General features: G+C 68.2%; 27 protein-coding genes. 17 read left to right on the top strand and 10 right to left on the bottom strand.

Annotated features, from left to right (window positions below):
* Positions 1–9 precede the first annotated feature (9 nt).
* The 5 genes from I596_RS07385 to asnS all read right to left on the bottom strand — a co-directional run bounded on the left by I596_RS07385 (position 10) and on the right by asnS (position 4,257).
* Positions 10–1,326, bottom strand: a complete 1,317-nt coding sequence (locus I596_RS07385; RefSeq protein WP_067645947.1) for a peptidylprolyl isomerase — start codon at positions 1,324–1,326, stop codon at positions 10–12.
* 97 nt (positions 1,327–1,423) lie between these two features.
* On the bottom strand, positions 1,424–2,212 hold the full coding sequence (locus tag I596_RS07390; protein ID WP_067645949.1) for an SDR family oxidoreductase: 789 nt from the start codon (positions 2,210–2,212) through the stop codon (positions 1,424–1,426).
* Positions 2,212–2,544: a hypothetical protein gene (locus I596_RS07395; protein ID WP_067645951.1), complete on the bottom strand. Its 333-nt coding sequence runs from the start codon at positions 2,542–2,544 to the stop codon at positions 2,212–2,214. Before I596_RS07395 ends, I596_RS07390 begins: the two co-directional genes overlap by 1 nt.
* On the bottom strand, positions 2,537–2,848 hold the full coding sequence (locus I596_RS07400) for a hypothetical protein (RefSeq protein WP_067645953.1): 312 nt from the start codon (positions 2,846–2,848) through the stop codon (positions 2,537–2,539). Before I596_RS07400 ends, I596_RS07395 begins: the two co-directional genes overlap by 8 nt.
* Positions 2,848–4,257: an asparagine--tRNA ligase gene (gene asnS, locus I596_RS07405; RefSeq protein WP_067645954.1), complete on the bottom strand. Its 1,410-nt coding sequence runs from the start codon at positions 4,255–4,257 to the stop codon at positions 2,848–2,850. The genes I596_RS07400 and asnS overlap by 1 nt, the downstream gene beginning before the upstream one ends.
* Before the next feature lie 186 nt (positions 4,258–4,443).
* Here asnS and I596_RS07410 point away from each other — a divergent pair, with 186 nt between their 5' ends.
* From I596_RS07410 to radA, 7 genes are all read left to right on the top strand, one after another.
* Complete coding sequence (locus I596_RS07410) at positions 4,444–4,779, top strand: HesB/IscA family protein (RefSeq protein WP_067645956.1); 336 nt, start codon at positions 4,444–4,446, stop codon at positions 4,777–4,779.
* A 158-nt stretch (positions 4,780–4,937) separates the two neighbouring features.
* Entirely contained in the window at positions 4,938–5,402 is a 465-nt protein-coding gene (rpsF, locus tag I596_RS07415) for a 30S ribosomal protein S6 (RefSeq protein ID WP_067645958.1), read from the top strand.
* Positions 5,403–5,435: 33 nt separating this feature from the next.
* Positions 5,436–5,663, top strand: coding sequence for a 30S ribosomal protein S18 (rpsR, locus tag I596_RS07420; RefSeq protein WP_067645960.1), 228 nt, complete (start codon positions 5,436–5,438; stop codon positions 5,661–5,663).
* Positions 5,664–5,783: 120 nt separating this feature from the next.
* Positions 5,784–6,230, top strand: a complete 447-nt coding sequence (gene rplI, locus I596_RS07425; protein WP_067645962.1) for a 50S ribosomal protein L9 — start codon at positions 5,784–5,786, stop codon at positions 6,228–6,230.
* 199 nt (positions 6,231–6,429) lie between these two features.
* On the top strand, positions 6,430–7,818 hold the full coding sequence (locus I596_RS07430) for a replicative DNA helicase (protein ID WP_067645964.1): 1,389 nt from the start codon (positions 6,430–6,432) through the stop codon (positions 7,816–7,818).
* Between the two features lie 123 nt (positions 7,819–7,941).
* Positions 7,942–9,021: an alanine racemase gene (gene alr / locus I596_RS07435; protein WP_067651604.1), complete on the top strand. Its 1,080-nt coding sequence runs from the start codon at positions 7,942–7,944 to the stop codon at positions 9,019–9,021.
* Positions 9,021–10,397, top strand: coding sequence for a DNA repair protein RadA (gene radA / locus I596_RS07440; RefSeq protein ID WP_067645967.1), 1,377 nt, complete (start codon positions 9,021–9,023; stop codon positions 10,395–10,397). Before alr ends, radA begins: the two co-directional genes overlap by 1 nt.
* A gap of 57 nt (positions 10,398–10,454) precedes the next feature.
* Here the strand turns inward: radA and I596_RS07445 are convergent, their stop codons facing one another.
* The gene (locus I596_RS07445) at positions 10,455–11,255 is read right to left on the bottom strand and encodes a cytochrome C assembly family protein (RefSeq protein WP_067645968.1); all 801 of its coding nucleotides are present in this window, start codon (positions 11,253–11,255) and stop codon (positions 10,455–10,457) included.
* 107 nt (positions 11,256–11,362) lie between these two features.
* Between I596_RS07445 and ffh the strand changes: the two genes are divergently transcribed.
* From ffh to htpG, 6 genes are all read left to right on the top strand, one after another.
* Positions 11,363–12,739 carry a signal recognition particle protein gene (gene ffh / locus I596_RS07450; RefSeq protein WP_067645970.1) on the top strand — a complete coding sequence of 459 codons (1,377 nt, stop codon included), beginning with the start codon at positions 11,363–11,365 and terminating at the stop codon, positions 12,737–12,739.
* Positions 12,740–12,918: 179 nt separating this feature from the next.
* Positions 12,919–13,182, top strand: a complete 264-nt coding sequence (rpsP, locus tag I596_RS07455; protein ID WP_067645972.1) for a 30S ribosomal protein S16 — start codon at positions 12,919–12,921, stop codon at positions 13,180–13,182.
* Positions 13,183–13,187: 5 nt separating this feature from the next.
* The gene (gene rimM, locus I596_RS07460) at positions 13,188–13,697 is read left to right on the top strand and encodes a ribosome maturation factor RimM (protein ID WP_067645974.1); all 510 of its coding nucleotides are present in this window, start codon (positions 13,188–13,190) and stop codon (positions 13,695–13,697) included.
* 19 nt (positions 13,698–13,716) lie between these two features.
* Positions 13,717–14,490, top strand: coding sequence for a tRNA (guanosine(37)-N1)-methyltransferase TrmD (trmD, locus tag I596_RS07465; protein ID WP_067645976.1), 774 nt, complete (start codon positions 13,717–13,719; stop codon positions 14,488–14,490).
* A gap of 38 nt (positions 14,491–14,528) precedes the next feature.
* Positions 14,529–14,897: a 50S ribosomal protein L19 gene (gene rplS, locus I596_RS07470; RefSeq protein ID WP_067645978.1), complete on the top strand. Its 369-nt coding sequence runs from the start codon at positions 14,529–14,531 to the stop codon at positions 14,895–14,897.
* A 153-nt stretch (positions 14,898–15,050) separates the two neighbouring features.
* Positions 15,051–16,934, top strand: a complete 1,884-nt coding sequence (htpG, locus tag I596_RS07475; protein ID WP_067645980.1) for a molecular chaperone HtpG — start codon at positions 15,051–15,053, stop codon at positions 16,932–16,934.
* A gap of 77 nt (positions 16,935–17,011) precedes the next feature.
* Here htpG and I596_RS07480 read toward each other — a convergent pair whose 3' ends face one another.
* The 4 genes from I596_RS07480 to I596_RS07495 form a co-directional block, all read right to left on the bottom strand.
* Entirely contained in the window at positions 17,012–17,545 is a 534-nt protein-coding gene (locus I596_RS07480) for a hypothetical protein (RefSeq protein WP_067645982.1), read from the bottom strand.
* Positions 17,538–18,089 carry an RNA polymerase sigma factor gene (locus I596_RS07485; protein WP_067645983.1) on the bottom strand — a complete coding sequence of 184 codons (552 nt, stop codon included), beginning with the start codon at positions 18,087–18,089 and terminating at the stop codon, positions 17,538–17,540. The genes I596_RS07480 and I596_RS07485 overlap by 8 nt, the downstream gene beginning before the upstream one ends.
* Positions 18,090–18,257: 168 nt before the next feature.
* The gene (locus tag I596_RS07490; RefSeq protein WP_067645985.1) at positions 18,258–19,298 is read right to left on the bottom strand and encodes a hypothetical protein; all 1,041 of its coding nucleotides are present in this window, start codon (positions 19,296–19,298) and stop codon (positions 18,258–18,260) included.
* Between the two features lie 169 nt (positions 19,299–19,467).
* A complete protein-coding gene (locus I596_RS07495; protein WP_067645987.1) occupies positions 19,468–20,184 on the bottom strand; it encodes a 2OG-Fe(II) oxygenase family protein in 717 nt (238 codons plus the stop codon).
* A 191-nt stretch (positions 20,185–20,375) separates the two neighbouring features.
* Here I596_RS07495 and carA point away from each other — a divergent pair, with 191 nt between their 5' ends.
* The 4 genes from carA to greA are packed head-to-tail and all read left to right on the top strand — an operon-like array spanning position 20,376 to position 25,559.
* Positions 20,376–21,515: a glutamine-hydrolyzing carbamoyl-phosphate synthase small subunit gene (gene carA, locus I596_RS07500; protein WP_067645989.1), complete on the top strand. Its 1,140-nt coding sequence runs from the start codon at positions 20,376–20,378 to the stop codon at positions 21,513–21,515.
* A gap of 9 nt (positions 21,516–21,524) precedes the next feature.
* A complete protein-coding gene (locus I596_RS07505) occupies positions 21,525–21,875 on the top strand; it encodes a hypothetical protein (protein WP_223303934.1) in 351 nt (116 codons plus the stop codon).
* Positions 21,859–25,083 (top strand): carbamoyl-phosphate synthase large subunit, encoded by a 3,225-nt coding sequence (gene carB / locus I596_RS07510; protein ID WP_067645993.1) that lies wholly within the window; start codon positions 21,859–21,861, stop codon positions 25,081–25,083. Before I596_RS07505 ends, carB begins: the two co-directional genes overlap by 17 nt.
* Complete coding sequence (gene greA, locus I596_RS07515; protein WP_067645995.1) at positions 25,083–25,559, top strand: transcription elongation factor GreA; 477 nt, start codon at positions 25,083–25,085, stop codon at positions 25,557–25,559. Before carB ends, greA begins: the two co-directional genes overlap by 1 nt.
* Positions 25,560–25,561: the final 2 nt, after the last annotated feature.

Genomic DNA, 25,561 nt, shown 5'->3' on the forward strand with positions numbered 1-25,561 from the left:
GCGCGGGCGTCAGCCGGCGGAGCCGCCGGTATCCGCGCTGCCGCCCGGCAGACGGACCTCGACGTGGCTCTCCGAGCGCAGCTGGCGCAGGAAGCTCTGGTACTCGTCCTCGGCCTTGCGGCTGATCAGCATCTGGCGGGCCTGGCTGCGCTCCATGTCCTCGGTCTTGTCGGAGGTGCGCGTGCCGAGCAGCTGCAACACGTGCCAGCCCAGCTCGGTCTCGAACGGCTGGCTGATCTGGTTCTCCTTCAGGGCGTCCAGCGCCTGGCTGACCTGGGAGCCGTAGCCTTCCTTCGGGTACCAGCCCATGTCGCCTTCGAGGTTGCCGGTATTGGTGTCTTCCGAGTACTGCTTGGCCAGCTTGCCGAAGTCCTCGCCGGCCTCGATACGGGCGCGCAGGCTCTCGATCGTGCTGCGTGCCTGCTCGTTGCTGGTCAGCTCGCTGGTCTTGATGAGGATGTGGCGCGTGTGGTACTCGGTGACCAGCTGGGTGTTCTGGTCGCGCCGCTCGATCAGCTTGATGATGTGGAAGCCGTTGGGGCCGCGCATCGGCACCGAGACCTGGCCCGGCTGCATCTGCTCGGCGACGTCGGCGAAGGCACCGGGCACCTGGTCGTACGGGCGCCAGCCGAGGTCGCCGCCGTCGAGCGCGTTCTGCGCGTCGGAGTAGCGGATCGCCGCGGCTGCGAAATCCATGCCGCCGTCGACCTGGGTCTTGACGTCCTCGGCCTTCTTGCGGGCTTCCTCGATCTGGTCGGGCGTCGCACCGTCGGCCAGGCCGACCAGGATGTAGGCCAGGTGGATCTGGCCGCGCCGCAGCTTGCCGTTCTTCAGGACGCTTTCGATCTCGGCGTCGCTGATCTGCACGCGACGCTGCACCATGCGCTGCTGCAGCGCCTGCACGATCAACTGGTCGCGCACGTTGCGGCGGAACTGCTCGTAGGACTGTCCCTGCGCCTGCAAGGCCTGGCGCATCTGGGCGACGCTCATGTTGTTCTGCTCGGCGATCCGCCCCAGCGTCTGGTCGACCTCGCTGTCGGGGATCTTGATGCCGTTGCTGTTGGCGTTGGCGACCTGCAGCTTCAGCAGGATCAGGCGGTCGAGCACCTGGCGCTCGAGCACGTCCATCGGCGGCAGCTGCTGCGGGTTGCTCGCGTACTGCTGGCGGATCATCTGCACGTCGCGGTCCAGTTCGCTGCGCAGCACGATGTCGTCGTCGATGACTGCAACGATGCTGTCGAGCGGCTCGGCCGGGAGCGATTGCGCCTGGACCGCGGGCAGGGCGCAGGCGAAGGCGGAGATCAGCGCAAGCAACAGGTTCTTCATGGGCGGCGATACCTCGGCAAGGCGATAATGGTACCCGATCCGGTCGCCGCGCCAGCGGCAGCGGCCGCGCGTTCCGGGCGGCGCGGTCGGGCTGCGTTCAGAGCGAGAGCGTGCGGCCCCCGTCGACCGGCACGTTGATGCCGTTGACGTAGCCGGCGGCCGGCGAGGCCAGGAAGGCGATCACGGCGGCGATCTCGGACGGTTCGGCGAAACGGCCGGCCGGCACGCTGGCCAGCATGCCGCGAGCGATGTCCTCCTCGCTGCGGCCGGTCGCCTGGACGCGGTCGGCGAGGATCTGGTCGAGCCGTCCGGTACGCGTGTAGCCCGGCAGCACGTTGTTGACGGTGATCCCGAACGGTCCCAGCTCGCTCGCCAGGGTCTTGGCCCAGCTGGCCACGGCGCCGCGGATCGTGTTGGAGACGCCCAGGTTGCGGATCGGCTCCTTCACCGAGGTCGAGATCACGTTGACGATGCGCCCGTAGCCGGCGCCCCGCATGCCCGGCACGACGGCCTGCATCACGATGTGGGCGGCCATCAGGTGCTGGTCGAACGCGCTGCGGAAATCCTCGAGCGCTGCCGTGCTGGCAGGACCGCCGGGCGGGCCGCCGGTGTTGTTGACGAGGATCTGGACCGGAGTGCCGCTGGCGACGGCTTCGATCCGCGCCCGCAGCGATGCATGGTCGCTCATGTCGGCGGCGATGCTGCCGTGGTTCTGCGCGGCGTGCGTGCGCGGCAGCTCGGCGGCCAGCGCCAGCAGGCGCGCTTCGGAGCGCGCCAGCACGGTGACGTCGGCGCCCAGGCGCGCCAGCTCGATCGCGGCGGCCCGACCGATGCCCTGCGAGGCACCGCACACCAGGGCGTGGCGGCCGGTGAGGTCCAGGTCCATCAGGCGTGTCCCACCCGTTTCACGATCATCTGCGGGACCAGGTCCTCGTCGTGCTCGGCCTGCGGGGGCTCGGTCGCGTCCAGGTCCACGCCGAGCAGGGCGGCGTCATCCTCGTCCACGCCGTCGAACGCGCGGAACTCGGCGTCGAGCAGGGCCATGCGTGCCGACGGTTCGTCGTCATAGCGCAGGATGCGGCCGTCGCAGTCGAAGACTTCGGCGATGCCCGAATCGAGTACCGACAAGCGCGCCCAGATCAGCGTGTCGCCGTGGACGGCGAGCCACCACTGGACCTCGACGGGCGGATCCTCGACGGTTGCGGGGAGATCAGACATAGCCCATTCCGGTGGAAGCGATGATGCAGGCGACGCCGGCGAGGATCGCCCAGACGCCGATGGAGCCGGGCAGCGCGATCGCGTTGAGACCGGCGTCGCCGGCCGCGCGGTAGCGGGCCCGCAGGAACCAGTCGATCATGCGTGGCGCGGCGATGTTGGCGCCGAGCCGCGCGCGCAGCGCCGGGTGCTTGTCGCGCACGTGCACGACCGAGAGGATGCCGATGATGACGTAGGTGGTCAGTCCGGCGACGATCAGGCCGAGGCCCATGATCAGCAGGAACTGGCGTGCGGCGCCCAGCAGCATCAGTATTCCGCCTGGCCGGGCGCGCGCGGGTAGGGGATCGCGTCGCGGATGTTCGACAGCCCGCACACGTAGACCACCAGCCGCTCGAAGCCGAGGCCGAAACCGGCGTGCGGCACGCTGCCGTAGCGGCGCAGGTCGCGGTACCACTGGTAGTGCGCCGGGTCGAGGCCGAACTGGGCCATGCGCGCGTCGAGCAGGTCCAGCCGTTCCTCGCGCTGCGCGCCGCCGACGATCTCGCCGATGCCCGGGGCGAGGACGTCCATCGCCGCGACGGTGCGGCCGTCGTCGTTGAGGCGCATGTAGAACGCCTTGATCTTTTCCGGGTAGTTCATGACGACCACCGGCCGGCCGACGTGCTCCTCGGCCAGGTAGCGTTCGTGCTCGGTCTGCAGGTCCGCGCCCCAGGCGACCGGGTACTCGAAGGCCTTGCCGGACCGGGCGAGGATGTCGATGGCCTCGCTGTAGTCGATGCGTGCGAACGGCGCCGCAAGGAAGCCTTCCAGGCGCGAGACGGCGGTCTTCTCGATGCGCTCGGCGAAGAAGGCCATGTCGTCGGGGCGCTCGTCGAGCACCGCCTTGAAGACGTACTTGAGCAGGGCCTCGGCCAGGCTGGCGTCCTGGTCCAGGTCGGCGAAGGCGATTTCCGGCTCGATCATCCAGAACTCGGCCAGGTGGCGCGCGGTATTGGAATTCTCGGCGCGGAACGTGGGGCCGAACGTGTAGACCTTGCTGAGCGCCAGGCAGTACGCCTCCGCGTTGAGCTGGCCCGACACGGTCAGGAACGCCTCGCGGCCGAAGAAGTCGCGATGAAAGTCGATCGCGCCGCGCTCGGTGCGCGGCAGGTTCATCAGGTCGAGGGTGGACACCCGGAACATCTGGCCGGCGCCCTCGGCGTCCGAGGTCGTGATGATCGGCGTATTGACCCAGAAGAAGCCGTTCTCGTGGAAGAAGCGATGGATCGCGTTGGCGATCGTGTGCCGCACGCGCGTCACCGCGCCGAACAGGTTGGTCCGCGGTCGCAGGTGGGCCACCTCGCGCAGGAACTCCAGCGAGTGCGGCTTGGGCTGGATCGGGTAGGTCTCCGGATCGTCGACCCAGCCGGTCACCTCGATCGCGCTGGCCTGGATCTCGAAGCCTTGCCCCTTGCCCTGCGAGGCGACGAGGGTGCCGCTGGCGATCACCGAGCAGCCGCTGCCGAGGCGGCTGATCTCGTCGGCATAGTTGGCCAGCGTATTGGCGGCGACGATCTGGATCGGATCGAAGCACGAGCCGTCGCTGAGCGCGACGAACGAAAGCCCGGCCTTCGAATCGCGCCGCGTGCGTACCCAGCCGCGGACGGTGACCGGCGTGCCGGCAGGGATCGCGCCGGACAGCGCCTTCTTGACCTCGACGACGGTACCCTCTGACATTGTTTCCTCTGGCCTGAACGGGGCTCCAGGCGGGTCGCCGGCCTGGGCTGGGATCTTGTAAGCGGGCGCGCCGGCACCATGTCCGGGAACGCGCACGGATAGACCGCTCATGATAGCCCAATCCAATGGCCCGGACGCCCTCCGGTGCTACACTGGACGGCGCCGCATCCCGAGACGTTCCGGACCATGACCATCCAGCTCACCACCGCCGCCCGTGACCGCATGCGCGACTTCCTCGCGCGCAGCGGGGCAGCCGCGGGCGTCCGGTTCGGCATCCGGCGCACCGGTTGTTCCGGGTTCGGCTACACGGTTGACCTGGCCGAATCGGTCGGCGAGAACGATCACGTGTTCGACGACGACGGCGTGCGCCTGGTCGTCGACGCCAAGTGGCTGCCGTTCATCGACGGCACCGAGATCGACTACCAGCGCCAGGGCCTGAACGCCAATTTCGTCTTCCGCAACCCCAACGCCACCGGCGAATGCGGCTGCGGCGAGAGCTTCACGGTCGATCCGGCGGCCTGAAATCCCTTTGATGGCGGATGCTTGCGCGCAGCATCGCGTTCCACTACCATGCGCGCCCCCTCATCCGGGCAGCCCGGACGAGGTCCTTGCCTCACCGATCCCGCACGCCGGGCGGGAGGCTGCCCCCGCGTCCCGCGGACATCCACAAGGTACGTACGATGCGTCAATATGAAATCGTGTTTCTGGTCCACCCTGACCAGAGCGAGCAGGTCCCCGGCATGATCGAGCGCTACAAGGCGCTGATCGAGAGCGACGGCGGCAAGGTCCACCGCCTCGAGGACTGGGGACGGCGCCAGCTGGCCTATCCGATCCAGAACCTCGCCAAGGCGCACTACGTGCTGCTGAACGTCGAGTGCGGCCAGGGCGCGCTGAACGACCTGGAGACCGGCTTCCGCTTCAACGACGCCGTGCTGCGTCACCTGATCATGAAGCGCGAGGACATCGTCACCGAGATGTCGGCGATCATGAAGAACAAGGACGACAAGGGCGGCGAGCGCCGCCGTCGCGACGACGAGGGCTTCGGCGGCGACAGCTTCGACGACGAGCCGCGCAGCCGCCGTGCGCCGCGCAATGCCGAGGCCAGCGCCGAGAGCGCTCCGTCCGAAGCCCCGGCTGCCGAGTAAGTCGGCCGTCCCCGCTCACCAGGAATCCAAGCCATGTCCAAGATGTTCTTCCGCCGCAAGAAGTTCTGCCGCTTCACCGCCGAAGGCGTGACCGAGATCGACTACAAGGATCTCAACACCCTGCGTCAGTACGTCACCGAAACCGGCAAGATCGTGCCGAGCCGGATCACCGGTACGAAGGCGCGCTACCAGCGCCAGCTGACCACGGCGATCCAGCGCGCGCGCTTCCTCGCGCTGCTGCCGTACAGCGACAGCCATTGATGTCCCTGGCGCGCCGGGCCCGCCTGCGGGCGGCCGGTGCGCCTCTTCACGCCTCGTCCACATTCGGACAGCCCCCGCTGCGCCGGCAGGTCCGGCGCTAACGAATTCGGAGCCCGTTTCATGGAACTCATCCTGCTTCAGAAAGTGAAGAACCTCGGCAACCTCGGCGACAAGGTCAACGTCAAGCCGGGCTATGGCCGCAACTATCTCGTGCCGCAGGGCAAGGCGGCACCGGCCACGGCCACGAACCTGGCCGAGTTCGAGCAGCGCCGCGCCGACTACGAGGCCAAGGCCAACCAGCAGCTGGCCGGCGCCGAGGCGCGCAAGGCCGCGCTGGAAAGCGCGAGCGTGACGCTGACCGCGCACGCCAGCCCGGAAGGCAAGCTGTTCGGCTCGGTCGGTCCCCGCGACATCGCCGAGGCGTTCACCGAGGCCGGTTTCGCGCTCGGCAAGAGCGAGGTCATCCTGGCCGACGGCCCGATCCGCAACATCGGCGAGTACGAGGTGCCGGTGCACCTGCACGCCGACGTGCACACGGCGATCAAGGTCATCGTCGTCGCCGGCTGATCACGCGCGTTCCGGGTTACCCACGACGGGCGCTTCGGCGCCCGTCGTGTTTTACGGGTGCGGCAGGCGGCATCCACAGGCTTGTCCACAGCTTTTCGCCGCTTGTCCACAGCCTGTCCAGCCTTTTTCACCAAGGTTATTGTCTCGACAGATGAGACGCCCTTGCCGATGATGGCATCGCCACCTCCGACCGAACGCCATGCCCGTCTTTTCCGAACGCAAGACCGTCGCCAGCGTCGAGGCGCTGCGCGTGCCGCCGCACTCGATCGAGGCCGAGCAGGCCGTGCTCGGCGGGCTGATGCTCGCGCCCGAGTCGTGGGATCGTGTCGCCGACCGCATCGGCGAGGCGGACTTCTACCGCAAGGATCATCGCCTGATCTTCCGCGCCATCGGCGAGCTCTCCGCCAAGAACATGCCTTACGACGCGGTGACGCTCGGCGAGTGGTTCCAGTCGCAGAATCTGGCCGAGATGGTGGGCGGCGTGGGCTACGTCGTCGAGCTGGCCAACACGACGCCGAGCGCGGCCAACATCGTCGCCTACGCCGACATCGTCCGCGAGAAGTCGGTGCTGCGGCAGCTGATCGACACCGGTACCGACATCGCCGGCGCGGCCTTCCAGCCGGAAGGCCGGTCGAGCCAGGAACTGCTCGAGGCGGCCGAACAGCAGGTGTTCCAGATCGCCGAGGCCGGTGCGCGCGGCCGCAAGGGCTTCGTGCCGATGCGCCAGGCGGTCAAGGACGCCTTCCAGATCCTGCACCATCGCTACGAGAACCGCGGCACCATCACCGGGCTCACCACCGGGTTCACCGACCTCGACGAGAAGACCACGGGCCTGCAGCCCTCTGACCTGATCATCCTCGCCGCGCGTCCCTCGATGGGCAAGACCGCGCTGGCGCTGAATCTGGCCGAAGCCGCCGCGATCCGCGGCAAGAAGGCGGTGGCGGTGTTCTCGATGGAAATGTCGGCCTCGCAGCTGGCGTTCCGCCTGATTTCCTCGCTCGGCCGCATCAACCAGCAGCACCTGCGCACGGGCGACCTGGCCGAGGAGGAATGGCCGCGCGTGACCAGCGCGATCACGATGCTCTCGGAAGTGAAGATCTTCATCGACGACACGCCGGCACTGTCGCCGGGCGAGCTGCGCGCGCGTTCGCGCCGCCTCAAGCGCGAGCACGATCTGGGCCTGATCGTGATCGACTACCTGCAGCTGATGCAGGTGCCCGGAAACACGGAGAACCGCGCCACCGAAATTTCAGAAATATCGCGTGGACTGAAGGCCCTCGCCAAGGAGCTCGACGTCCCCGTGATCGCGCTGTCGCAGCTCAACCGCTCGCTCGAGCAGCGTGCCGACAAGCGGCCGATGATGAGCGACCTGCGCGAATCCGGCGCGATCGAGCAGGATGCCGACCTGATCATGTTCATCTACCGCGACGAGTACTACAACCCCGATTCGCCGGACAAGGGCCTGGCCGAGGTCATCATCGGCAAGCAGCGTAACGGCCCGACCGGCACGATCAAGCTGACCTTCCTGGGCCAGTACACGAAGTTCGAGAACTTCGCTTCGGATACCTACGCCGGCAGCTTCGAGTGACAGCGGGAGCGATGAAGGCACGACCGCCGTTTCCACCGTCGACGCCCGGACCGCTGCGAACCGGCCGGGCCGCACCGGCGCCGGCCAGCGGCCGGTCCGGCACCTTCCTTGGAGCCGGCCGCCGTGCGCGCTAGCTGCGCGACGATCCATCTCGGCGCGCTGCGCGAGAACCTGCGCCGCGTTCGCGAACTCGCACCCGGTCGCAAGGTCATGGCGATCGTCAAGGCCGACGGCTACGGGCACGGCCTCGAACGCGTCGCCCGGGCGCTCGAGGGGGCCGACGGGTTCGGCGTCGCCTGCATCGCCGACGGCCAGCGCCTGCGGGCCGCCGGCGTCTCGCAGCGGATCGTGGTCCTGTCGGGCATCGACGAGCCGGCGGACCTGTCCGAGATGCGGCGGCTCAACCTCGAATCGGTGATTCACCACCCGACCCAGCTCGAGTGGCTCGCCGCCGACCACGACCCGCGGCCGCTGCGCGTCTGGCTGAAGGTCGACAGCGGCATGCACCGCCTCGGTTTTGCGCAGGCGCGCGTGCGCGAGGTGCATGCGCGCCTGCGCGAGCTTCCCAGCGTGCACCGGGACATCGGCCTGATGACGCACTTCGCCAATTCGGACGTCTTCGACGACCCGCTGACGATGCACCAGATCGACGGCTTCGAGGCGGCGACCTCGGGCCTGGCCGGCGAGCGCGCGCTGGCCAATTCGGCCGGCGTGCTGGGCTGGCCCGAGGCGCACGGCGACTGGGTGCGCGCCGGCGGTGCCCTGTACGGCATCTCGGTGGTCGAGGGCCGGGTCGGCGCCGACTTCGGTTTCCGGCCGGCGATGACCTTGTCGAGCCGCCTGGTCGCGATCAACCAGCTCGCACGCGGCGACCGCATCGGGTATGCGGCCACCTGGGAGTGCCCCGAGGACATGGCGGTCGGTGTCGTGGCGATCGGCTACGGCGACGGCTATCCGCGCTCGGCTGCCAGCGGCACGCCGGTCCTGCTCGACGGCCGGCCGGCGCCGGTGGTCGGCCGCGTCTCGATGGACCTGGTCACGATCGACCTGCGCGCGCACCCGCAGGCACGCATCGGCGATACGGTGGTCCTGTGGGGGCGCGGCCTGCCGGTCGAGGAGGTGGCCGCCTGCGCCGGCACGATCGGCTACGACCTGACCTGCGGCGTGACGCGCCGGGTCCGGTTCACCGAGGAGGCGGCCTAGTGGCCAAGGCGCGCACCGCCTATGTCTGCACCGAATGCGGCGCCGCGCATTCCAAATGGCAGGGCCAGTGCACCGAATGCGGCGTCTGGAACACCCTGGCCGAGATCGTCGTCGAGCCGGACAAGGTCGCCGGCGCCCGCCGCGGCGGCTATGCCGGCGCTGCCGGTCCGGCGAAGGCGACCTCGCTGGCCGTCGTCGCCGGCGAGGCCGAGCAGCGCGCCATCACCGGCATCGGCGAGCTCGATCGCGTGCTCGGCGGTGGCCTGGTGGCCGGCTCGGTGGTGCTGATCGGTGGCGATCCGGGCATCGGCAAGTCGACCCTGCTGCTGCAGATGCTCGGCACGATCGGGCAGCGCATGCGCGGCCTCTACGTGACGGGCGAGGAGAGCCTGGCCCAGGTCGCCGCGCGCGGCCAGCGCCTGGGGCTGCGCCTGGATGGCCTGGAGGCCCTGGCGGAAACCTCGATCGAGCGCATCCTGGCCGAGGCAGCGACCGTCCGCCCGCAGGTGCTGGTCATCGACTCGATCCAGACGATCTGGACCGAGCTGCTGACCGCCGCGCCCGGGTCGGTCAGCCAGGTGCGCGAATCCGCGGCCCGGCTCGTGCGTTTCGCGAAGGAGACCGGCACCAGCGTCTTCCTGGTCGGTCACGTGACCAAGGAGGGTGGCATCGCCGGACCGCGCGTGCTCGAGCACATGGTCGATGCGGTGCTGTACTTCGAGGGCGAATCGGGGAGCCGCTTCCGGATCCTGCGGGCGTTCAAGAACCGCTTCGGCGCGGTCAACGAGCTGGGCGTGTTCGCGATGGCCGAGAAGGGGCTCAAGGAAGTGCCCAATCCGTCGGCGATCTTCCTGTCCGCGCACGCGCAGCCGACGCCCGGCAGTGCGGTCATGGTCACGCGCGAGGGGACACGGCCGCTGCTGGTCGAAGTGCAGGCGCTGGTCGATGCCTCGCCGCTGGCCAATCCGCGCCGCGTCGCGCTGGGCCTGGAACAGAACCGGCTGGCGATGCTGCTGGCGGTGCTGCACCGCCACGGTGGCGCCGCGGTCTACGACCAGGACGTGTTCGTGAACATCGTCGGCGGCATCCGCGTGCAGGAAACCGCGGCCGACCTGCCGGTCGTGCTGGCGGTGCTGTCGAGCTTCCGCGACCGGGCGCTGCCGGACAAGCTGGTCGCGTTCGGCGAGATCGGGTTGTCCGGTGAGATCCGGCCGGTGCCCAACGGCGAGGAGCGCCTGCGCGAGGCGGCGACGCACGGCTTCCGCCTGGCGATCGTCCCGAAGGCCAATGCGCCGCGGCGCGAGACGATCGGCGATCTGAAGATCATCGGGGTCGACCGGCTCGGTGATGCGCTCGACGCCGCCAGGGATCTGTGAGCTCGCGCGTGTACCGGTATCGGTCGCAAGGCGGCCCCGCGATCGCTCGGCCGGCGCTCAGCCGGTTCGCTTGAGCACCAGCTCCAGCACGAACTTGCTGCCGAAGAACGCCAGCAGCAGCACCACCATGCCGATCAGCGTCAGGCGCACCGCGCGGCGGCCGCGCCAGCCCCAGCGCCAGCGGCCGAACAGCAGCAGGCCGAAGACCAGCCAGGACGCGATCGAGAGCACCGTCTTGTGCACGAGGTGCTGCGCGAACAGGTCGTCGACGAACAGCACGCCGCTGACCAGGGTGAGGGTCAGGAACGCGAAGCCGGCCGCGATCAGCCGGAACATCAGCGATTCGGTCAGCGTCAGCGGCGGCAAGGCGCGGATCAGGCCCGAATCGAGCAGGCGCCGGCGCAGGGCGCGTTCCTGCAGCGCGAGCAGGATCGCAAGCAGGGCGGCGATGCTGAGCAGGCTGTAGGCCAGCAGCGCGAAGCCCGCGTGCAGGGTGATCTGCCACTCCAGCGGCTGCGGCCGGGTCTCCGGTGCCAGGAAGACGTCGATCGCGAGCAGGGCGGCCGCCAGCGGGAACACGATGACGCCGAGTCCGGCCACCGGGCGGAACAGGTTGACCAGGAGCGTCAGCGCCGCCACGCCGAAGCCGGCCAGCGACAGCGCGGCGAAGAAGTGCAGGTCCAGGCCGCCGCGGTGCATGCCGAAGATCAGCGTCGCGTGCACGACCGCCGCCAGCGTCGCCAGCAGCAGCCCGATGCCGCGCGCCGGCGCCGGCAGCCGCGCGATCGGCAGCGCGATCAGGACCGCCGCAATCACGTAGTCGGCGATCGCGAACGCGCTGAGCAGGGATGTGGGCATGCGGCGAGTGTCGCACAGCGCTGCTTCGGCCGGAATGCGGACGCCGAAGCGGTGCCGGTGCTGGGATATACTGCCGGGCCGTTTTTCCCGCCGTCCTGCCCCTTGCCATGTTCGAATCCCTCAGCCAGCGCCTTTCCTCCACGGTCGAGCGCCTGCGTGGCCGCGGTCGCCTGACCGAAGCCAATATCCGCGAGTCCCTGCGCGAGGTGCGGGTGGCCCTGCTGGAGGCCGACGTCGCCCTGCCGGTCGTCCAGGCGCTGGTCCAGCGCGTGCAGGTGCGCGCGATCGGGCAGGAAGTCCTCAAGAGCCTGACGCCGGGGCAGGCGCTGATCAAGGTGGTCCGCGACGAGCTGACCGCGCTGATGGGCACCGCCAACGCGGATCTCAACCTGGCGGCCGCACCGCCGGCGATCGTGCTGATGGCCGGCCTGCAGGGCGCCGGCAAGACGACCACGGTGGCCAAGCTGGCGCGCTTCCTGCGCGAGCGGCGCAAGAAGAAGGTCATGGTGGTCAGCTGCGACGTCTATCGCCCGGCGGCGATCGAGCAGCTGCGGACCCTCGCCGAGCAGGTCGAGGTGCTGTTCCACCCGTCCAGCGGGACCGACGATCCGGTCGCGATCGCGCGTTCGGCCGTGGACGCGGCCCGCAGGAACTTCGCCGATGTGCTGATCGTCGATACCGCCGGCCGCCTGCACATCGATGCGGCGATGATGGACGAGATCAAGGCCCTGCACGCCGTGCTCGACCCGGTCGAGACGCTGTTCGTCGTCGACGCGATGACCGGCCAGGATGCAGCCAACACGGCCAAGGCCTTCTCCGAGGCGCTGCCGCTGACCGGTGTCGTGCTGACCAAGACCGACGGCGACGCCCGCGGTGGCGCGGCGCTGTCGGTCCGCTACATCACCGGCCGGCCGATCAAGTTCATGGGGGCCGGCGAGAAGCCCGACGCGCTCGAGCCGTTCCACCCCGATCGCGTCGCGCAGCGCATCCTCGGCATGGGCGACGTGCTGTCGCTGGTCGAGGAGGTCGAGCGCAAGGTCGACCAGGAGAAGGCGCAGAAGCTCGCCGAGAAGGTCATCAAGGGCAAGCGCTTCGACCTCAACGACATGAAGGACCAGCTCGAGCAGATGGTCAACATGGGCGGCATGGCGTCGCTGATCGACAAGCTGCCGGGCATGGGCTCGCTGCCCGACCAGGTCAAGTCCAAGGTCAACGACAAGGAAGTGCACCGGATGATCGCGATCATCAACTCGATGACGAAGAAGGAGCGGCGCCACCCGGACCTGCTGAACGGGTCCCGGCGCGCCCGCATCGCGCGGGGTTCCGGCCAGCAGCCGGCTGACGTCAACCGCCTGCTCAAGCAGTACCAGCAGATGGAAAAGATGATGGCCAAGCTCGGCAGCGGCGGTATCAAGGGGTTGATGCGCCAGATGAAGGGCGCGATGCGCGGCATGGGCGGCAACGGGCTGATGCCGCCGCGGTAGGACGCCGTACCGGGCGGCCGGTTTGCCCGGCCGCGTCGCGGGCCGCCTAACTCCGCGGCGGGCTTTCATTTTTTCCGGTTTCGGCTAGAATATGCGGCTCGCTTGGTCGCCCCGCGGTCCGGCGCGGGCCAGCCGTTCCGGTCCGAAACTTTTATTTCTCAAGAATTCAGAGACTTACGATGGTCAAGATTCGCCTGTCCCGTGGCGGCGCCAAGAAGCGGCCGTTCTATCACATCGTCGTGACCGACGAGCGCAATGCGCGCGACGGCCGCAACATCGAGCGCGTCGGCTTTTTCAACCCGATCGCCGCAGGCAAGGACGTCCGCCTGCAGATCGATACCGACCGCGTCAAGCAGTGGGTCGAGAAGGGCGCGCAGCTCACCGAGCGGGTCAAGGTGCTGTACAAGGAAGCTGCCAAGTCGGCGGCGCAGCCGGCGGCCTGAGCAGCGTGACGGAAGACCGGCAGATCCTGCTCGGCAGGATCGTCGGGCTCTACGGAGTGCAGGGCTGGGTCCGCCTGGAGTCGTGGACCGAGCCGAGGATGCAGATCTTCCGTTATCAGCCGTGGCTGCTGAAGACGGCGTCTGCCGAGAAGGAATTCCACGGCAGTCGCGGGCGCGAACAGGGCAAGGGCCTCGTGGCCGAATTGCCCGGGATCGCCGACCGCGACGAGGCGGCCTCCTGGATCGGGGCGGAAATCCGGGTCTTGCGCTCGGTCCTGCCACGGCCCAGGAAGGACGAGTACTACTGGGTCGATCTGGAAGGACTCGCCGTCGTCACGGTGGATGGGACGGTTCTGGGCACGGTGTCGCATCTGATCGCGACCGGCGCGAACGACGTCCTGTTCGTCAGGGACGGTGAGAAGGAACGGCTGATTCCGTTCGTGACGGGGCCATTCGTCAAGGATGTCGATTTCGATGCACGACGCATCGTGGTCGATTGGGATCCGGATTTTTGAGGGTGTGGGCAAGGGCGCGATGCGCATCGACGTCGTCACGCTTTTTCCCGAACTGATCGAAAACTGCCTCCGTTCCGGTGTCGTCGGGCGGGCGCAGGAGCGGGGCTTGCTGGCGGTCCGTACGTGGAATCCGCGTGATTTCGCCACGGACAGCCATCGCACGGTCGACGACCGTCCGTGCGGCGGAGGCCCGGGCATGGTCATGATGATCGGGCCTTTGCAGGCCGCGCTCGAAAGGGCGCAGGACGGCGACGGACCGGTCAGGACGGTATACCTGAGTCCGCAGGGAGTGCGGCTCACGCAGGCCAAGGTGGCGCAGTTCGCACGCGGTCCGCGTCTGGTCCTGCTGTGCGGGCGCTACGAGGGCGTGGACGAGCGCCTGCTGGCTCATGCGGTGGATGAAGAGGTTTCGATCGGCGACTACGTGCTGTCGGGCGGAGAATTGGCCGCGGCGGTACTGATCGATGCGATCGGGAGGTTGCAGGACGGTGCGTTGAACGACGCGCAGTCGGCGGAGCAGGACTCGTTCTCGGACGGCCTGCTCGATTGTCCCCACTACACGCGGCCGGTTCGCGGCGCGCTGGGGGACGTCCCGCCGGTGCTGCTGTCGGGCGACCACGCGGCGATCCGGCGCTGGCGCCGCAAGCAGGCGCTGGGAAGGACCTGGCTGCGTCGTCCGGACCTGCTGGCGCGGACGGAGCTGGACGCCGAGTCGCGACGATTGCTGGACGAGTTTCGCCGGGAACACGAGGCGGCAAGGGATCAGACAGAAGCGGGCACGAGGCCTGACTGACTGAAACAATCTACAACGATCATACTTTGGTGAGTGTCATGAGCAACATCATTCAGCAGTTCGAAGCCGCCCAGATGACCCGCACGCTGCCGGCGTTCTCGCCGGGCGATACGGTCGTCGTCAACGTCAAGGTCAAGGAAGGCAACCGCGAGCGCGTCCAGGCCTACGAGGGCGTCGTCATCGCCAAGAAGAATGCCGGCCTCAATTCGGCGTTCACGGTTCGCAAGATTTCGCATGGCACCGGTGTCGAGCGCGTGTTCCAGTCGCACAGCCCGACGATCGACTCGGTGGTCGTGAAGCGCCACGGCAAGGTCCGCGGCGCGAAGCTGTACTACCTGCGTGGCCTGGAAGGCAAGGCGGCGCGCATCAAGGAAGACCTGAGCGCGCACAGCAAGAAGCAGGCCTGATCCACGTCTTGGAGCATCGAGTCGCGTCTGTGCTCCTCGTCGCAAACCGGCCGCCGTATGGCGGCCGGTTTGTTCTTTTAGAGACCGATTGAAAGCCGGCTTTCCCGCCCTCATACGCGCGGCAGATTCCGTAACGGGAGGAGACCGCCCATCATGAGCGCCACCGCCGAAACCCGGCGTTTCGAAGCCGAAGTAGCCCAGGTTCTGCACCTGGTCACGCACTCGCTCTACTCGCACAAGGAAATCTTCCTGCGCGAGCTGATTTCCAATGCCTCCGACGCGCTGGACAAGCTGCGCTTCGATGCGCTGGCCAGCCCCGGGCTTCTCGCAGGCGATGCGGACCTGCACATCGACCTGTCCTGGGACCCCGATGCGGGGACGCTGACGCTGACCGACAACGGCATCGGCATGAGCCGCGAGGAGGTCATCGAGAACATCGGGACGATCGCCCGCTCGGGCACCCGCAAGTTCCTCGATGCGCTTTCCGGCGACGCGCGCAGCGACAGCCGCCTGATCGGGCAGTTCGGCGTCGGCTTCTACTCCGCGTTCATCGTGGCCGACAAGGTCACGTTGACGACGCGCCGCGCCGGCGCACCGGACGACCAGGGCGTGCGCTGGGAGTCGGCCGGTACCGGCGAGTATGCCGTGCAGACGCTGCCCGTCCCGCAACGCGGGACGCAGATCGTCCTCCACCTCAAGGAGGAGGAGAAGGCGTTCCTCGACGGCTGGAAGCTGCGCGACCTGATCGCGCGCTACTCGGACCACATCGCGTTCCCGATCCGCATGCCGGCGTCCAAGGACGGCAAGCCCGACGGCGCGCCCGAGGCGGTCAACCAGGCCTCGGCGCTGTGGATGCGGCCCAAGGCCGAGCTTTCCGACGCCGACTACCAGGGTTTCTACACGTCGCTCGGGCACGACTTCAACGCCCCGCTGGCCTGGACGCACAACCGGGTCGAAGGCAACCAGAGCTACACGCTCCTGCTGTACCTGCCCGAGCGCCAGCCCTACGACGCGATGCTCGGTGGGCGCGACGAACGCAAGGGGCTGAAGCTCTACGTCCGCCGCGTCTTCATCATGGATGCCGGCGAACAGCTGTTGCCGGGCTGGCTGCGTTTCGTCCGCGGCGTGATCGACTCGGACGACCTGCCGCTCAACGTCAGTCGTGAGCTGTTGCAGGACAACCGCCTCGTGTCGCAGATACGGGCCGCCTGCGTCAAGCGGGTGCTCGATCTGATCGAGAAGCTGGCCAAGGACGAGCCGGCGAAGTTCGCGCAGTTCACGCGCGAGTTCGGCAACGTGCTCAAGGAAGGCATCGTCGAGGACGCGGCCAGCCGCGACCGCATCGCCAAGCTGCTGCGCTTCGCCTCGACCCGGAGCGAGGGAGCGGACAAGAGCGTATCGCTCGAGGACTACGTGGGACGCATGCAGGCGGACCAGGACGTCATCTGGTACGTGACGGCCGATTCCTATGCGGCGGCCAAGGGCAGCCCCCAGATCGAGGCGCTCAAGGCCCGTGGCGTCGAAGTGCTGCTGATGTTCGAGCGGATCGACGAATGGATGGTCGGCTACCTGCCGGAATTCGGCGGCAAGAAGCTGCGCCATGTCGCCAAGGGCGAGTTCGGCCAGGCCGGCGGTGCCGATGCCGAGGAGCGCAAGCAGCTCGAGGAGCAATCGGCCGGTCTGGTCGAGCGGCTGCGGCAGCTGCTGGGCGAGCAGGTCCACGCCGTGCGCGTCAGTCATCGCCTGACCGATTCGCCGGCCTGCCTGGTGCTCGACGAGCACGACATGGCGCTGCACATGCAGCGCTTGCTGCGCGAGGCCGGCCACGAGCTGCCGGCGAGCCAGCCGGTGCTCGAGATCAATCCCGCACACGCGCTGCTGCAGCGTTTCGAGAACGAAGCGGATCCGGTGCGAGCCGCCGATCTGGCGCAGGTGCTGCTCGATCAGGCACAGCTGGCCGGCGGTGCGACGCTGGCCGATCCGGCGGCCTTCGTCCAGCGCGTCAATCGCCTCATTCTGGGCGCGTCACAGGCCTGAAAACGACGCAGGCCCCGGCGATGACGCCGGGGCCTGCGAGTACGTGCATGTCTCGGGGCGGCTCGCCCCTGACCGGGTCAGCTGCCGTTGAAGGCGGAATTGAAGAGCTGGTCCGAGCGCTCGGTCTGCGCGACGCCTTCGCCGTTGGACCAGGCGAAGATGCTGTCCTTGGTCGTGAAGATCCGGTCGGCCTTGTACCCGGCCTGCGCGGACGTGCCGGAACCGACGCCCGGTCCCATGTGCTGCGCGGACCACAGGCCGAACACCGCCATCAGGCAGGCGGCCATGCCGGCCCAGCGCAGCGGGGCGGCCAACGGCCGGGCCGGAGCGGCCTGGTGGCGCTCGCGGCGTCCCTGGCGGCGACCGTGCGTGCGCGCCAGCCGTGCGAGATCGCAGGCCAGGGCTTCGGAGTCGTCTTCGAGCACGGCCAGCATGCGTACCAGCTCCGCCTCGCTCGGCGAGACGGCCAGGCGGCTCGCGACGGCCTCGCGCCGATCGGCAGGCAGGGTGCCGGTGGCGGCAGCGGCCAGCGTATCGGCATCGAGGCTGGCCGGGCCCGCGGTACGGGCGGTCAGTTCGCGGTAGAGGACTGACAGGCGGTTGTCATTCATCGAATTCACCATGTCCACAATCGCGCAGGCGGGTCTTGAGTTCGTCCATGCCGCGCGAAACCAGTTTCCGTGCCGCTTCGGCCGAGACTCCGACCGCATCGGCGATTTCCTGCAACGAAAAGCCTTGCAGGTGCAATGTGATCGGCAGGCGCCGGCGTTCGGGAATCTCCGCCAGGCATCGCGCCAATCCGTCCATGCGTTCACTGTCGCTGGCCTGACGGTCAGGACCCGCTGCGGCATCCGGCAGCGGGCTGGCTTCGCTGTCTTCGTCCGGTAGCGGCTCGGCCGCTCGGACCTCGGCCCGCCTCAGGGCGTCGACGACAGCACTCGCCACGACTCTCTGGATGTAAGACGCATGAAAGGCCGCGGACCGGTCACGCTCGATGGCACGCCAGAGACGGATGCGGACTTCCTGTTCGACGTCGGCCGGATCGATGCCGCGCTGGTCGAGGCCATGCGACTGGAGGAGCCGACGGACGCGGGCACCGTAGTCGCGAAGCAGTTGCTCCAGGCGTATCTGGATGGGGTCGGACGTCGGCGGCATTGCAACGGCGGTCGTGAAAAGAGCGTTATGCTCACCGACTGCGCGAATTGTGGCAATCCCACCGGTGGGGCCGGGGCGGCGACTCGCCCGGGACGCAGGTCAGCAATGCGGGATGCCAGACGGTGTGCCGCGGATCAGCCGACCGCGGCCAGGTACTGCACCGCCGGATCAAAGGTCCTGGCGGTACTGCACGTAGGGGACGCGGTTCTGGGCCGCGTCCGGATCGCGTCCGTTCGGATCGATGACCGGTGTCAGCTGGCTCTGGGTGCCCAGGATCAGCTCGCCTTGCCACGGCGTGCGCCACGACAGGCCGATGTCGAACGTCGTCCAGCGCTTGCCGGTCAACAGCGGATCGGGCGATACCGCGGTCCGGCCGATGATGCTCCCGCGCAGGTTGCCGCTGCTGATGGCCAGGGACAGGCTGGTCTCCTGCAGGTCGAGACCGGGCAGGCTGAGATTGGACGGCGCGCCGCCGAACGGCACGAGCCGGCTGCGGCCGAGGCTCGCGCCGAGGTCCAGCAAGGCGCCCTGGCCGATCTGGACGCGGGCATTGGCGACCAGGCCGTTCATCGAATCGAGCTGGTAGGGGCCCGATTCGGCACGAAGCAGTGCCGACAGGCCGGATCCGTACGTGAACGGCTGATTGGCATTCCAGAGCGCGGGGGACTCGCTCGAACGCAGCCACGAAAGCCCGTAGGACAGGTCCAGCCCGCCGCCGTCGGAGGTCCAGCCGAGGCCGAGCACGCCCTGCGTCCAGCCGGCGGACGGCGACGTGGTTTCCGCGGAAAGCAGGCAGTCCGTACCGCTGCTGACGCAGGGGCTCTGGCTCCAGGACTGCTGGCTCAGCAGGGCGTCGATGTGAAAGCCCTGGTTTCCCTGCCAGCGCGCGCCACCCGAGAACAGGTTGGAAACATCGATGATCCGCCAGTCCGCCGCGATGCCCGAAGCGGCCGGGGACGACCAGCTCGGGGTGGAGGCAGCGGTCGGCGACAGGTTGACCAGTGCGAGCAGCCGGCCGTCAGGCCCGGACCAGACCGGTACGACCTGGGTGTCCGGCGTCATCAGCACCGACGGAAGGTCCGGCACCAGCCGCGAATCCACGATCAGCTCGCCGGCCGGCGGCATGCTCGCCGGCACGTCGGCCGACTGCGCGATTCCCAGCGAAGGGAGCGACAGGGCAACGAGCAGGCTGGCGGAGCGCAGGTTCATCGATCGGATGTGGGGGCGGATGCGAAGAAATCGATCAGACCCGCGCGCCCGGTACGAGTTCCCCGCGATGCGCGAATCGACCGGTCAAAGAACGGTGTTCCAGTCTCGCGCAGGATACCGCATTTTACGAAAGTCTAACAGCGGAAAATATGCCAACGATTCGACGGATTCAGCGTGGATGGGCGGCATTTCGATCGCGTTCAGCGCCGAATCGGCGATCCAGCTTGCCCAGCAGCCGCTTCAGCAGGCGCGAGAAGCGGCCCCGCTGGGTCTTGCGTGTCTTTTCCTTCTCGCTGGTCAGCCAGGCGACCTGGATGACGCGGCGTTCTCCCTCGTGCGGCAGGTGGCCATGGAACGAGTTGTCGGCACGCCGGAACACGACGAAATTGCCGTAGACGGGACGCACCTCCGGCAGAACCAGGTCGTCGATGTCGTCGATGCCGTTCAGGAAGCGCAGGCAGCCCTCGCTGGTGTCGGGCCAGTCCGGGTTGAGGTAGAGCAGGGCGGTGGCGATCTTCGACCGGCTGTCGGTGTGGATGGTCCCGTGCCGGCGATTGAGGTAGCGGCAGATCGTCACGAGGCTGGGGCGCGTGCCGAGGTCCGCGATGCCGAGCCGGGCACCGACGTGGTCGGCGAACGCCGGTGCCGTCAGTTCGCCGATCAGCTGGTTGATCGCCGGCCCGCATTCGTCCGGCTCCCAGGGGAAGAAGCCGGCCGAGCCATACCGCGGAAAATCCCGCTCCAGCGCGTCGGCGGCGCCGGCCGGCAATTGCGCGCCGGCGATCAGGAATGCGAAGGGTTCCTGGCGTACGACCACGTCGGGCCGGTCGAGCCGGGCCGGATCGAGCAGGTGGGCAGCTGCCGGGGAATCGATCGTGGTGACCATGGCGCCATTGTAGCTTCACGGCGCGGTGGCTTCGATGGACAGCGGCCCGGCTCGACCCTAGAATTGTCGTTCGCCTCGATCCCCTTTTCTTGTCCGCCCACGGACTGGTTGGCACCAGCCCGGGGACGATGCCGCACCTGATGCTTTTTCAGGGTGCAGACACCTTGTACATTTTCTCGACAGGCGAACGCATGACTATCCCTGCCATCCTCGCGCTAGCCGACGGCAGCCTCTTCCGCGGGCTCTCGGTCGGCGCTGCCGGCGAAACCGTCGGCGAGGTCGTGTTCAATACGGCGATGACCGGCTATCAGGAAATCCTGACCGACCCGTCCTATGCCCGCCAGATCGTCACGCTGACCTATCCGCACATCGGCAACACCGGCTGCAACGCGGTCGATGCCGAATCGGACCGCGCCCACGCAGCCGGCCTGGTGATCCGCGATCTTCCGCTGATGGCGAGCAACTGGCGGTCGGAGGAGAACCTCTCCGACTACCTGGCCCGCAACGGCATCGTGGCGATCGCCGACATCGACACCCGGCGGCTGACGCGCATCCTGCGCGACAAGGGCGCCCAGAACGGCTGCATCATGACCGGTGCGGAGGCCGACCCGCAGGCGGCCATCGCCGCCGCCCAGGCGTTCGGCGGCCTGGATGGTGCCGACCTGGCACGCGAGGTCAGCGTCAGCAGCACCCGGACCTGGGACGAAGGCAGCTTCGACCTGGACCAGGTCGAGTTCCGGCGTCCGCCGGCACGCTGGCGCGTGGTGGCCTACGACTTCGGCGCCAAGCGCAACATCCTGCGCATGCTGGTCGATCGCGGCTGCGAGGTCGTCCTCGTGCCTGCCACCGCGCCGGCCCCGGACGTGCTGGCGCTCAAGCCCCAGGGCGTCTTCCTGTCCAACGGTCCCGGTGATCCGGCGGCCTGCACCTACGCGATCGCCGCGGTCCGCGACCTGCTGCGCACCGGGATTCCGCTGTTCGGCATCTGCCTGGGCCACCAGTTGCTCGGCCTGGCGGCCGGGGCGGCCACCGTCAAGATGAAGTTCGGCCACCACGGCGCGAACCATCCGGTGATCGATCTCGACAGCGGGCAGGTCATGATTTCCAGCCAGAACCACGGCTTCGCCGTGGACGAAGCCAGCCTGCCGCCGAACGTGAAGGCGACCCACCGCTCGCTTTTCGACGGTTCGCTGCAAGGCCTGGCCTTTTCCGACGCGCCGGCATTCGGTTTCCAGGGGCATCCGGAAGCCAGCCCCGGTCCGCACGATGTCGGCGGCCTGTTCGATCGTTTCATCCACCAGATGGAGGCGCACGCGGCGCTCGCGGCGTAGAGCATCATGATGACTATCGCACTGCGGGGGGCGGCCTCCCTGATGGCCGTGATCGCATTGTCCGTATTCGCGCCGGTGCTGCACGCGGCACCGCCGGCGAAGACGACACCGGCGCTGCAGGCGGTCGAGTACACCGCGCTGGAGGACCGGGTCGGCGAGCGGGTGGTGATCGAGACGACGTTCAACACCACGCGCAGCGGGATCCTGCGCAAGTACACCTCGGTCGTGCTGACCATCGAACTCGACGGCGGCGTCGAGCTGACCGTGCCGCGCGAAGGCATCCGCAGGATCAGCCTCGCCGGTGCCGCCGCTTCCCTGGAAACCTCTGCTGCAGGCGACGCCGGTGCCCAAAAGAACTGATATCCGCTCCATCCTCGTCATCGGCGCCGGGCCGATCGTCATCGGCCAGGCCTGCGAGTTCGACTACTCCGGCGCCCAGGCCTGCAAGGCGCTCAAGAGCGAGGGCTATCGCGTCGTCCTCGTCAATTCCAATCCGGCCACGATCATGACCGACCCGGAGACGGCCGATGCGGTCTACATCGAGCCGATCAATGCCTCCACGGTCGAGGCCATCATCGCCAAGGAGAAGCCCGACGTGCTGCTCCCGACGATGGGCGGCCAGACCGCGTTGAACTGCGCCCTGGACCTGGCCGATCGCGGCGTGCTCGACCGCTACGGCGTCGAGCTGATCGGTGCGTCGCGCGAGGCGATCCGCATGGCCGAGGACCGCGAGCTGTTCCGCGTGGCGATGGCTGAGATCGGGCTGGAATGTCCCAAGGCGGAAGTGGCCCGCACGTTCGAGCAGGCGCTCGAGGCGCAGGCCAAGGTCGGCTACCCGACGATCATCCGCCCGAGCTTCACGCTCGGCGGGTCCGGCGGCGGCATCGCCTACAACCGCGAGGAATTCGAGGAGATCGTCAAGCGCGGGCTGGACCTGTCGCCCGTGCACGAGGTGCTGATCGAGGAGTCGGTGCTCGGCTGGAAGGAGTTCGAGATGGAGGTGGTCCGCGACAAGGCGGACAACTGCATCATCGTCTGCTCGATCGAGAACCTCGACCCGATGGGCGTGCACACCGGTGACTCGATCACCGTCGCGCCGGCACAGACGCTGACCGACAAGGAGTACCAGCGCCTGCGCGACGCATCGATCGCGGTGCTGCGCAAGATCGGCGTGGATACCGGCGGCTCCAACGTGCAGTTCGGCGTCAACGCGGAGAACGGCCGCGTCGTCGTCATCGAGATGAATCCGCGCGTCTCGCGCTCCTCGGCGCTGGCCTCCAAGGCCACCGGCTTCCCGATCGCCAAGATCGCGGCCAAGCTGGCGGTCGGCTACACGCTCGACGAGCTGCGCAACGACATCACCGGCGGCCTGACGCCGGCGTCGTTCGAGCCGACGATCGACTACGTCGTCACCAAGATTCCGCGCTTCGCGTTCGAGAAGTTTCCGGGCGCCGACGCACGCCTGACCACGCAGATGAAGTCGGTCGGCGAGGTGATGGCGATCGGGCGCACGTTCCAGGAGTCGCTGCAGAAGGCGCTGCGCGGGCTGGAGACCGGCAAGAACGGATTGAACCCGAGCGGCCTGGATCCGGCCAATGCCGACGAGCTGGTCCGCCTCAAGCGCGAGTTGAAGGAGCCCGGTCCCGATCGGGTGTTCTACGTCGCCGATGCGTTCCGGGCCGGATTGTCGCTGGCGGACGTCTTCGCGCTGACCCGCATCGATCCGTGGTTCCTCGTGCAGATCGAGGACCTGGTCGCGACCGAGGCCGTGGTCAAGGCCGGCGGCCTGGCCGCGATCGACGCGCGGCGGATGTTCGCGCTCAAGCGCAAGGGCTTTTCCGACGCGCGCCTGGCCGAGCTGCTGGGCACCGACGAGAACGCGGTCAGGCACCTGCGGCGTGCGTTCAACGTGCGTCCGGTCTACAAGCGCGTCGATTCGTGCGCGGCCGAGTTCGCGACGACCACCGCCTACCTCTACTCGACCTACGAAGAGGAATGCGAGGCCGAGCCGAGCACCCGCGAGAAGATCGTCGTGCTCGGCGGCGGTCCCAACCGCATCGGCCAGGGTATCGAGTTCGACTACTGCTGCGTCCATGCCGCACTCGCGCTGCGTGAGGACGGCTACGAGACGATCATGGTCAACTGCAACCCGGAGACCGTCTCGACCGACTACGACACCTCCGACCGCCTCTACTTCGAGCCGCTGACGCTCGAGGACGTGCTGGAGATCATCGACAGGGAAAAGCCCAAGGGCGTGATCGTGCAGTACGGCGGCCAGACGCCGCTGAAGCTCGCGCGGGCCCTGGAGGCGAACGGCGCGCCGGTGATCGGCACCTCGCCCGACTCGATCGACGCCGCCGAGGACCGCGAGCGCTTCCAGAAGATGATCGACAAGCTCGGCCTGCTGCAGCCGCCGAACCGCACCGCACGCAACGCCGAGGAAGCCCTGGTGCTGGCGCGCGAGATCGGCTATCCGCTGGTGGTCCGTCCCAGCTACGTGCTCGGCGGGCGCGCCATGGAGATCGTCCACGACGACGCCGACCTCTCGCGCTACATCCGCGATGCAGTGCGCGTGTCCAACGATTCGCCGGTCCTGCTCGACCGCTTTCTCGACCACGCCGGTGAAGTCGACGTCGACATCATCGCCGACGCCGAGGGCAACGTGCTGATCGGCGGCATCATGGAGCACATCGAGGAGGCCGGCGTGCATTCGGGCGATTCGTCCTGCTCGCTGCCGCCGTATTCGCTGAGTCCCGAACTGCAGGACCAGCTGCGCAACCAGGTCACGCGCATGGCGCGCGAGCTGAAGGTCGTCGGCCTGATGAACACGCAGTTCGCGGTGCAGGGCGACACGGTCTACGTGCTCGAGGTCAATCCGCGTGCTTCGCGCACCGTGCCGTTCGTGTCCAAGGCGACCGGCGTGCCGCTGGCCAAGATCGCCGCGCGCTGCATGGTCGGCCGGTCGCTGGCTGCTCAGGGCGCGACCGAGGAGATCGTCCCCGACTACTATTCGGTCAAGGAAGCGATCTTCCCGTTCCTGAAGTTCCAGAACGTCGATCCGATCCTCGGGCCCGAGATGCGCTCCACCGGCGAGGTCATGGGCGTGGGCCGCAACTTCGGCGCGGCCTTCGCGCGTGCGCACGAGGCGGCGAACATCCAGGCGCCCCGGCCCGGCAAGGCGTTCCTGTCGGTGCGCGACGCCGACAAGGAGCGCCTGCTGCCGATCGCGAGCGATCTCCTGCGGCGCGGCTTCACGCTGGTGGCCACCGGCGGCACGCATGCCTACCTGGCGTCGCACGGCCTGGCCTGCGAGCGCATCAACAAGGTGATCGAAGGCCGGCCGCACATCGTCGACCTGATTAAGAACGCCGAGATCGTCTTCATCGTCAACACGACCGAGGGCAAGCAGGCCATCTCCGATTCGTTCTCGATCCGGCGCGAGGCGCTGCAGCAGCGCGTCACCTATTCGACGACGCTGAGCGGGGCCAAGGCACTGCTGCATTCGCTGGACTTCCGCGACAGCCGTGCGGTACACAGTCTGCAGGAACTGCATAAGGAACTGGCATGATGAAGCGGGCACCGATGACCTCCAAGGGCGCCGAACGCCTGCGTGCGGAGCTCGAGCGCCTCAAGTCGGTCGAGCGGCCGGCGATCATCCAGGCGATCGCCGAGGCACGTGCGCACGGCGATCTCAAGGAGAATGCCGAGTATCACGCCGCGCGTGAGCAGCAGGGCTTCGTCGAGGGGCGCATCCAGGAGCTGGAAGCGGCCTTGTCGACCGCCGAGATCATCGACCTGTCGCGCCTCAAGGGGCCGCGGATCGTGTTCGGCGCCACCGTCGGCCTCGCCGACGAGGACAGCGGCGAGGAGATCAGCTACCAGATCGTCGGCGACCTCGAGGCGGACATCAAGCAGCGGATGCTCTCGGTCAGCTCGCCGTTCGCGCGTGCGTTGATCGGCAAGAGCGCCGGCGAGAGCTTCGAGTTCCAGGCGCCGAACGGCACCCGGCGGTACGAGATCGTATCGGTCGACTACGGCGACTGACC

The sequence above is a fragment of the Dokdonella koreensis DS-123 genome (assembly GCF_001632775.1).
In the GTDB taxonomy this organism is placed as follows: Bacteria; Pseudomonadota; Gammaproteobacteria; order Xanthomonadales; family Rhodanobacteraceae; genus Dokdonella; species Dokdonella koreensis.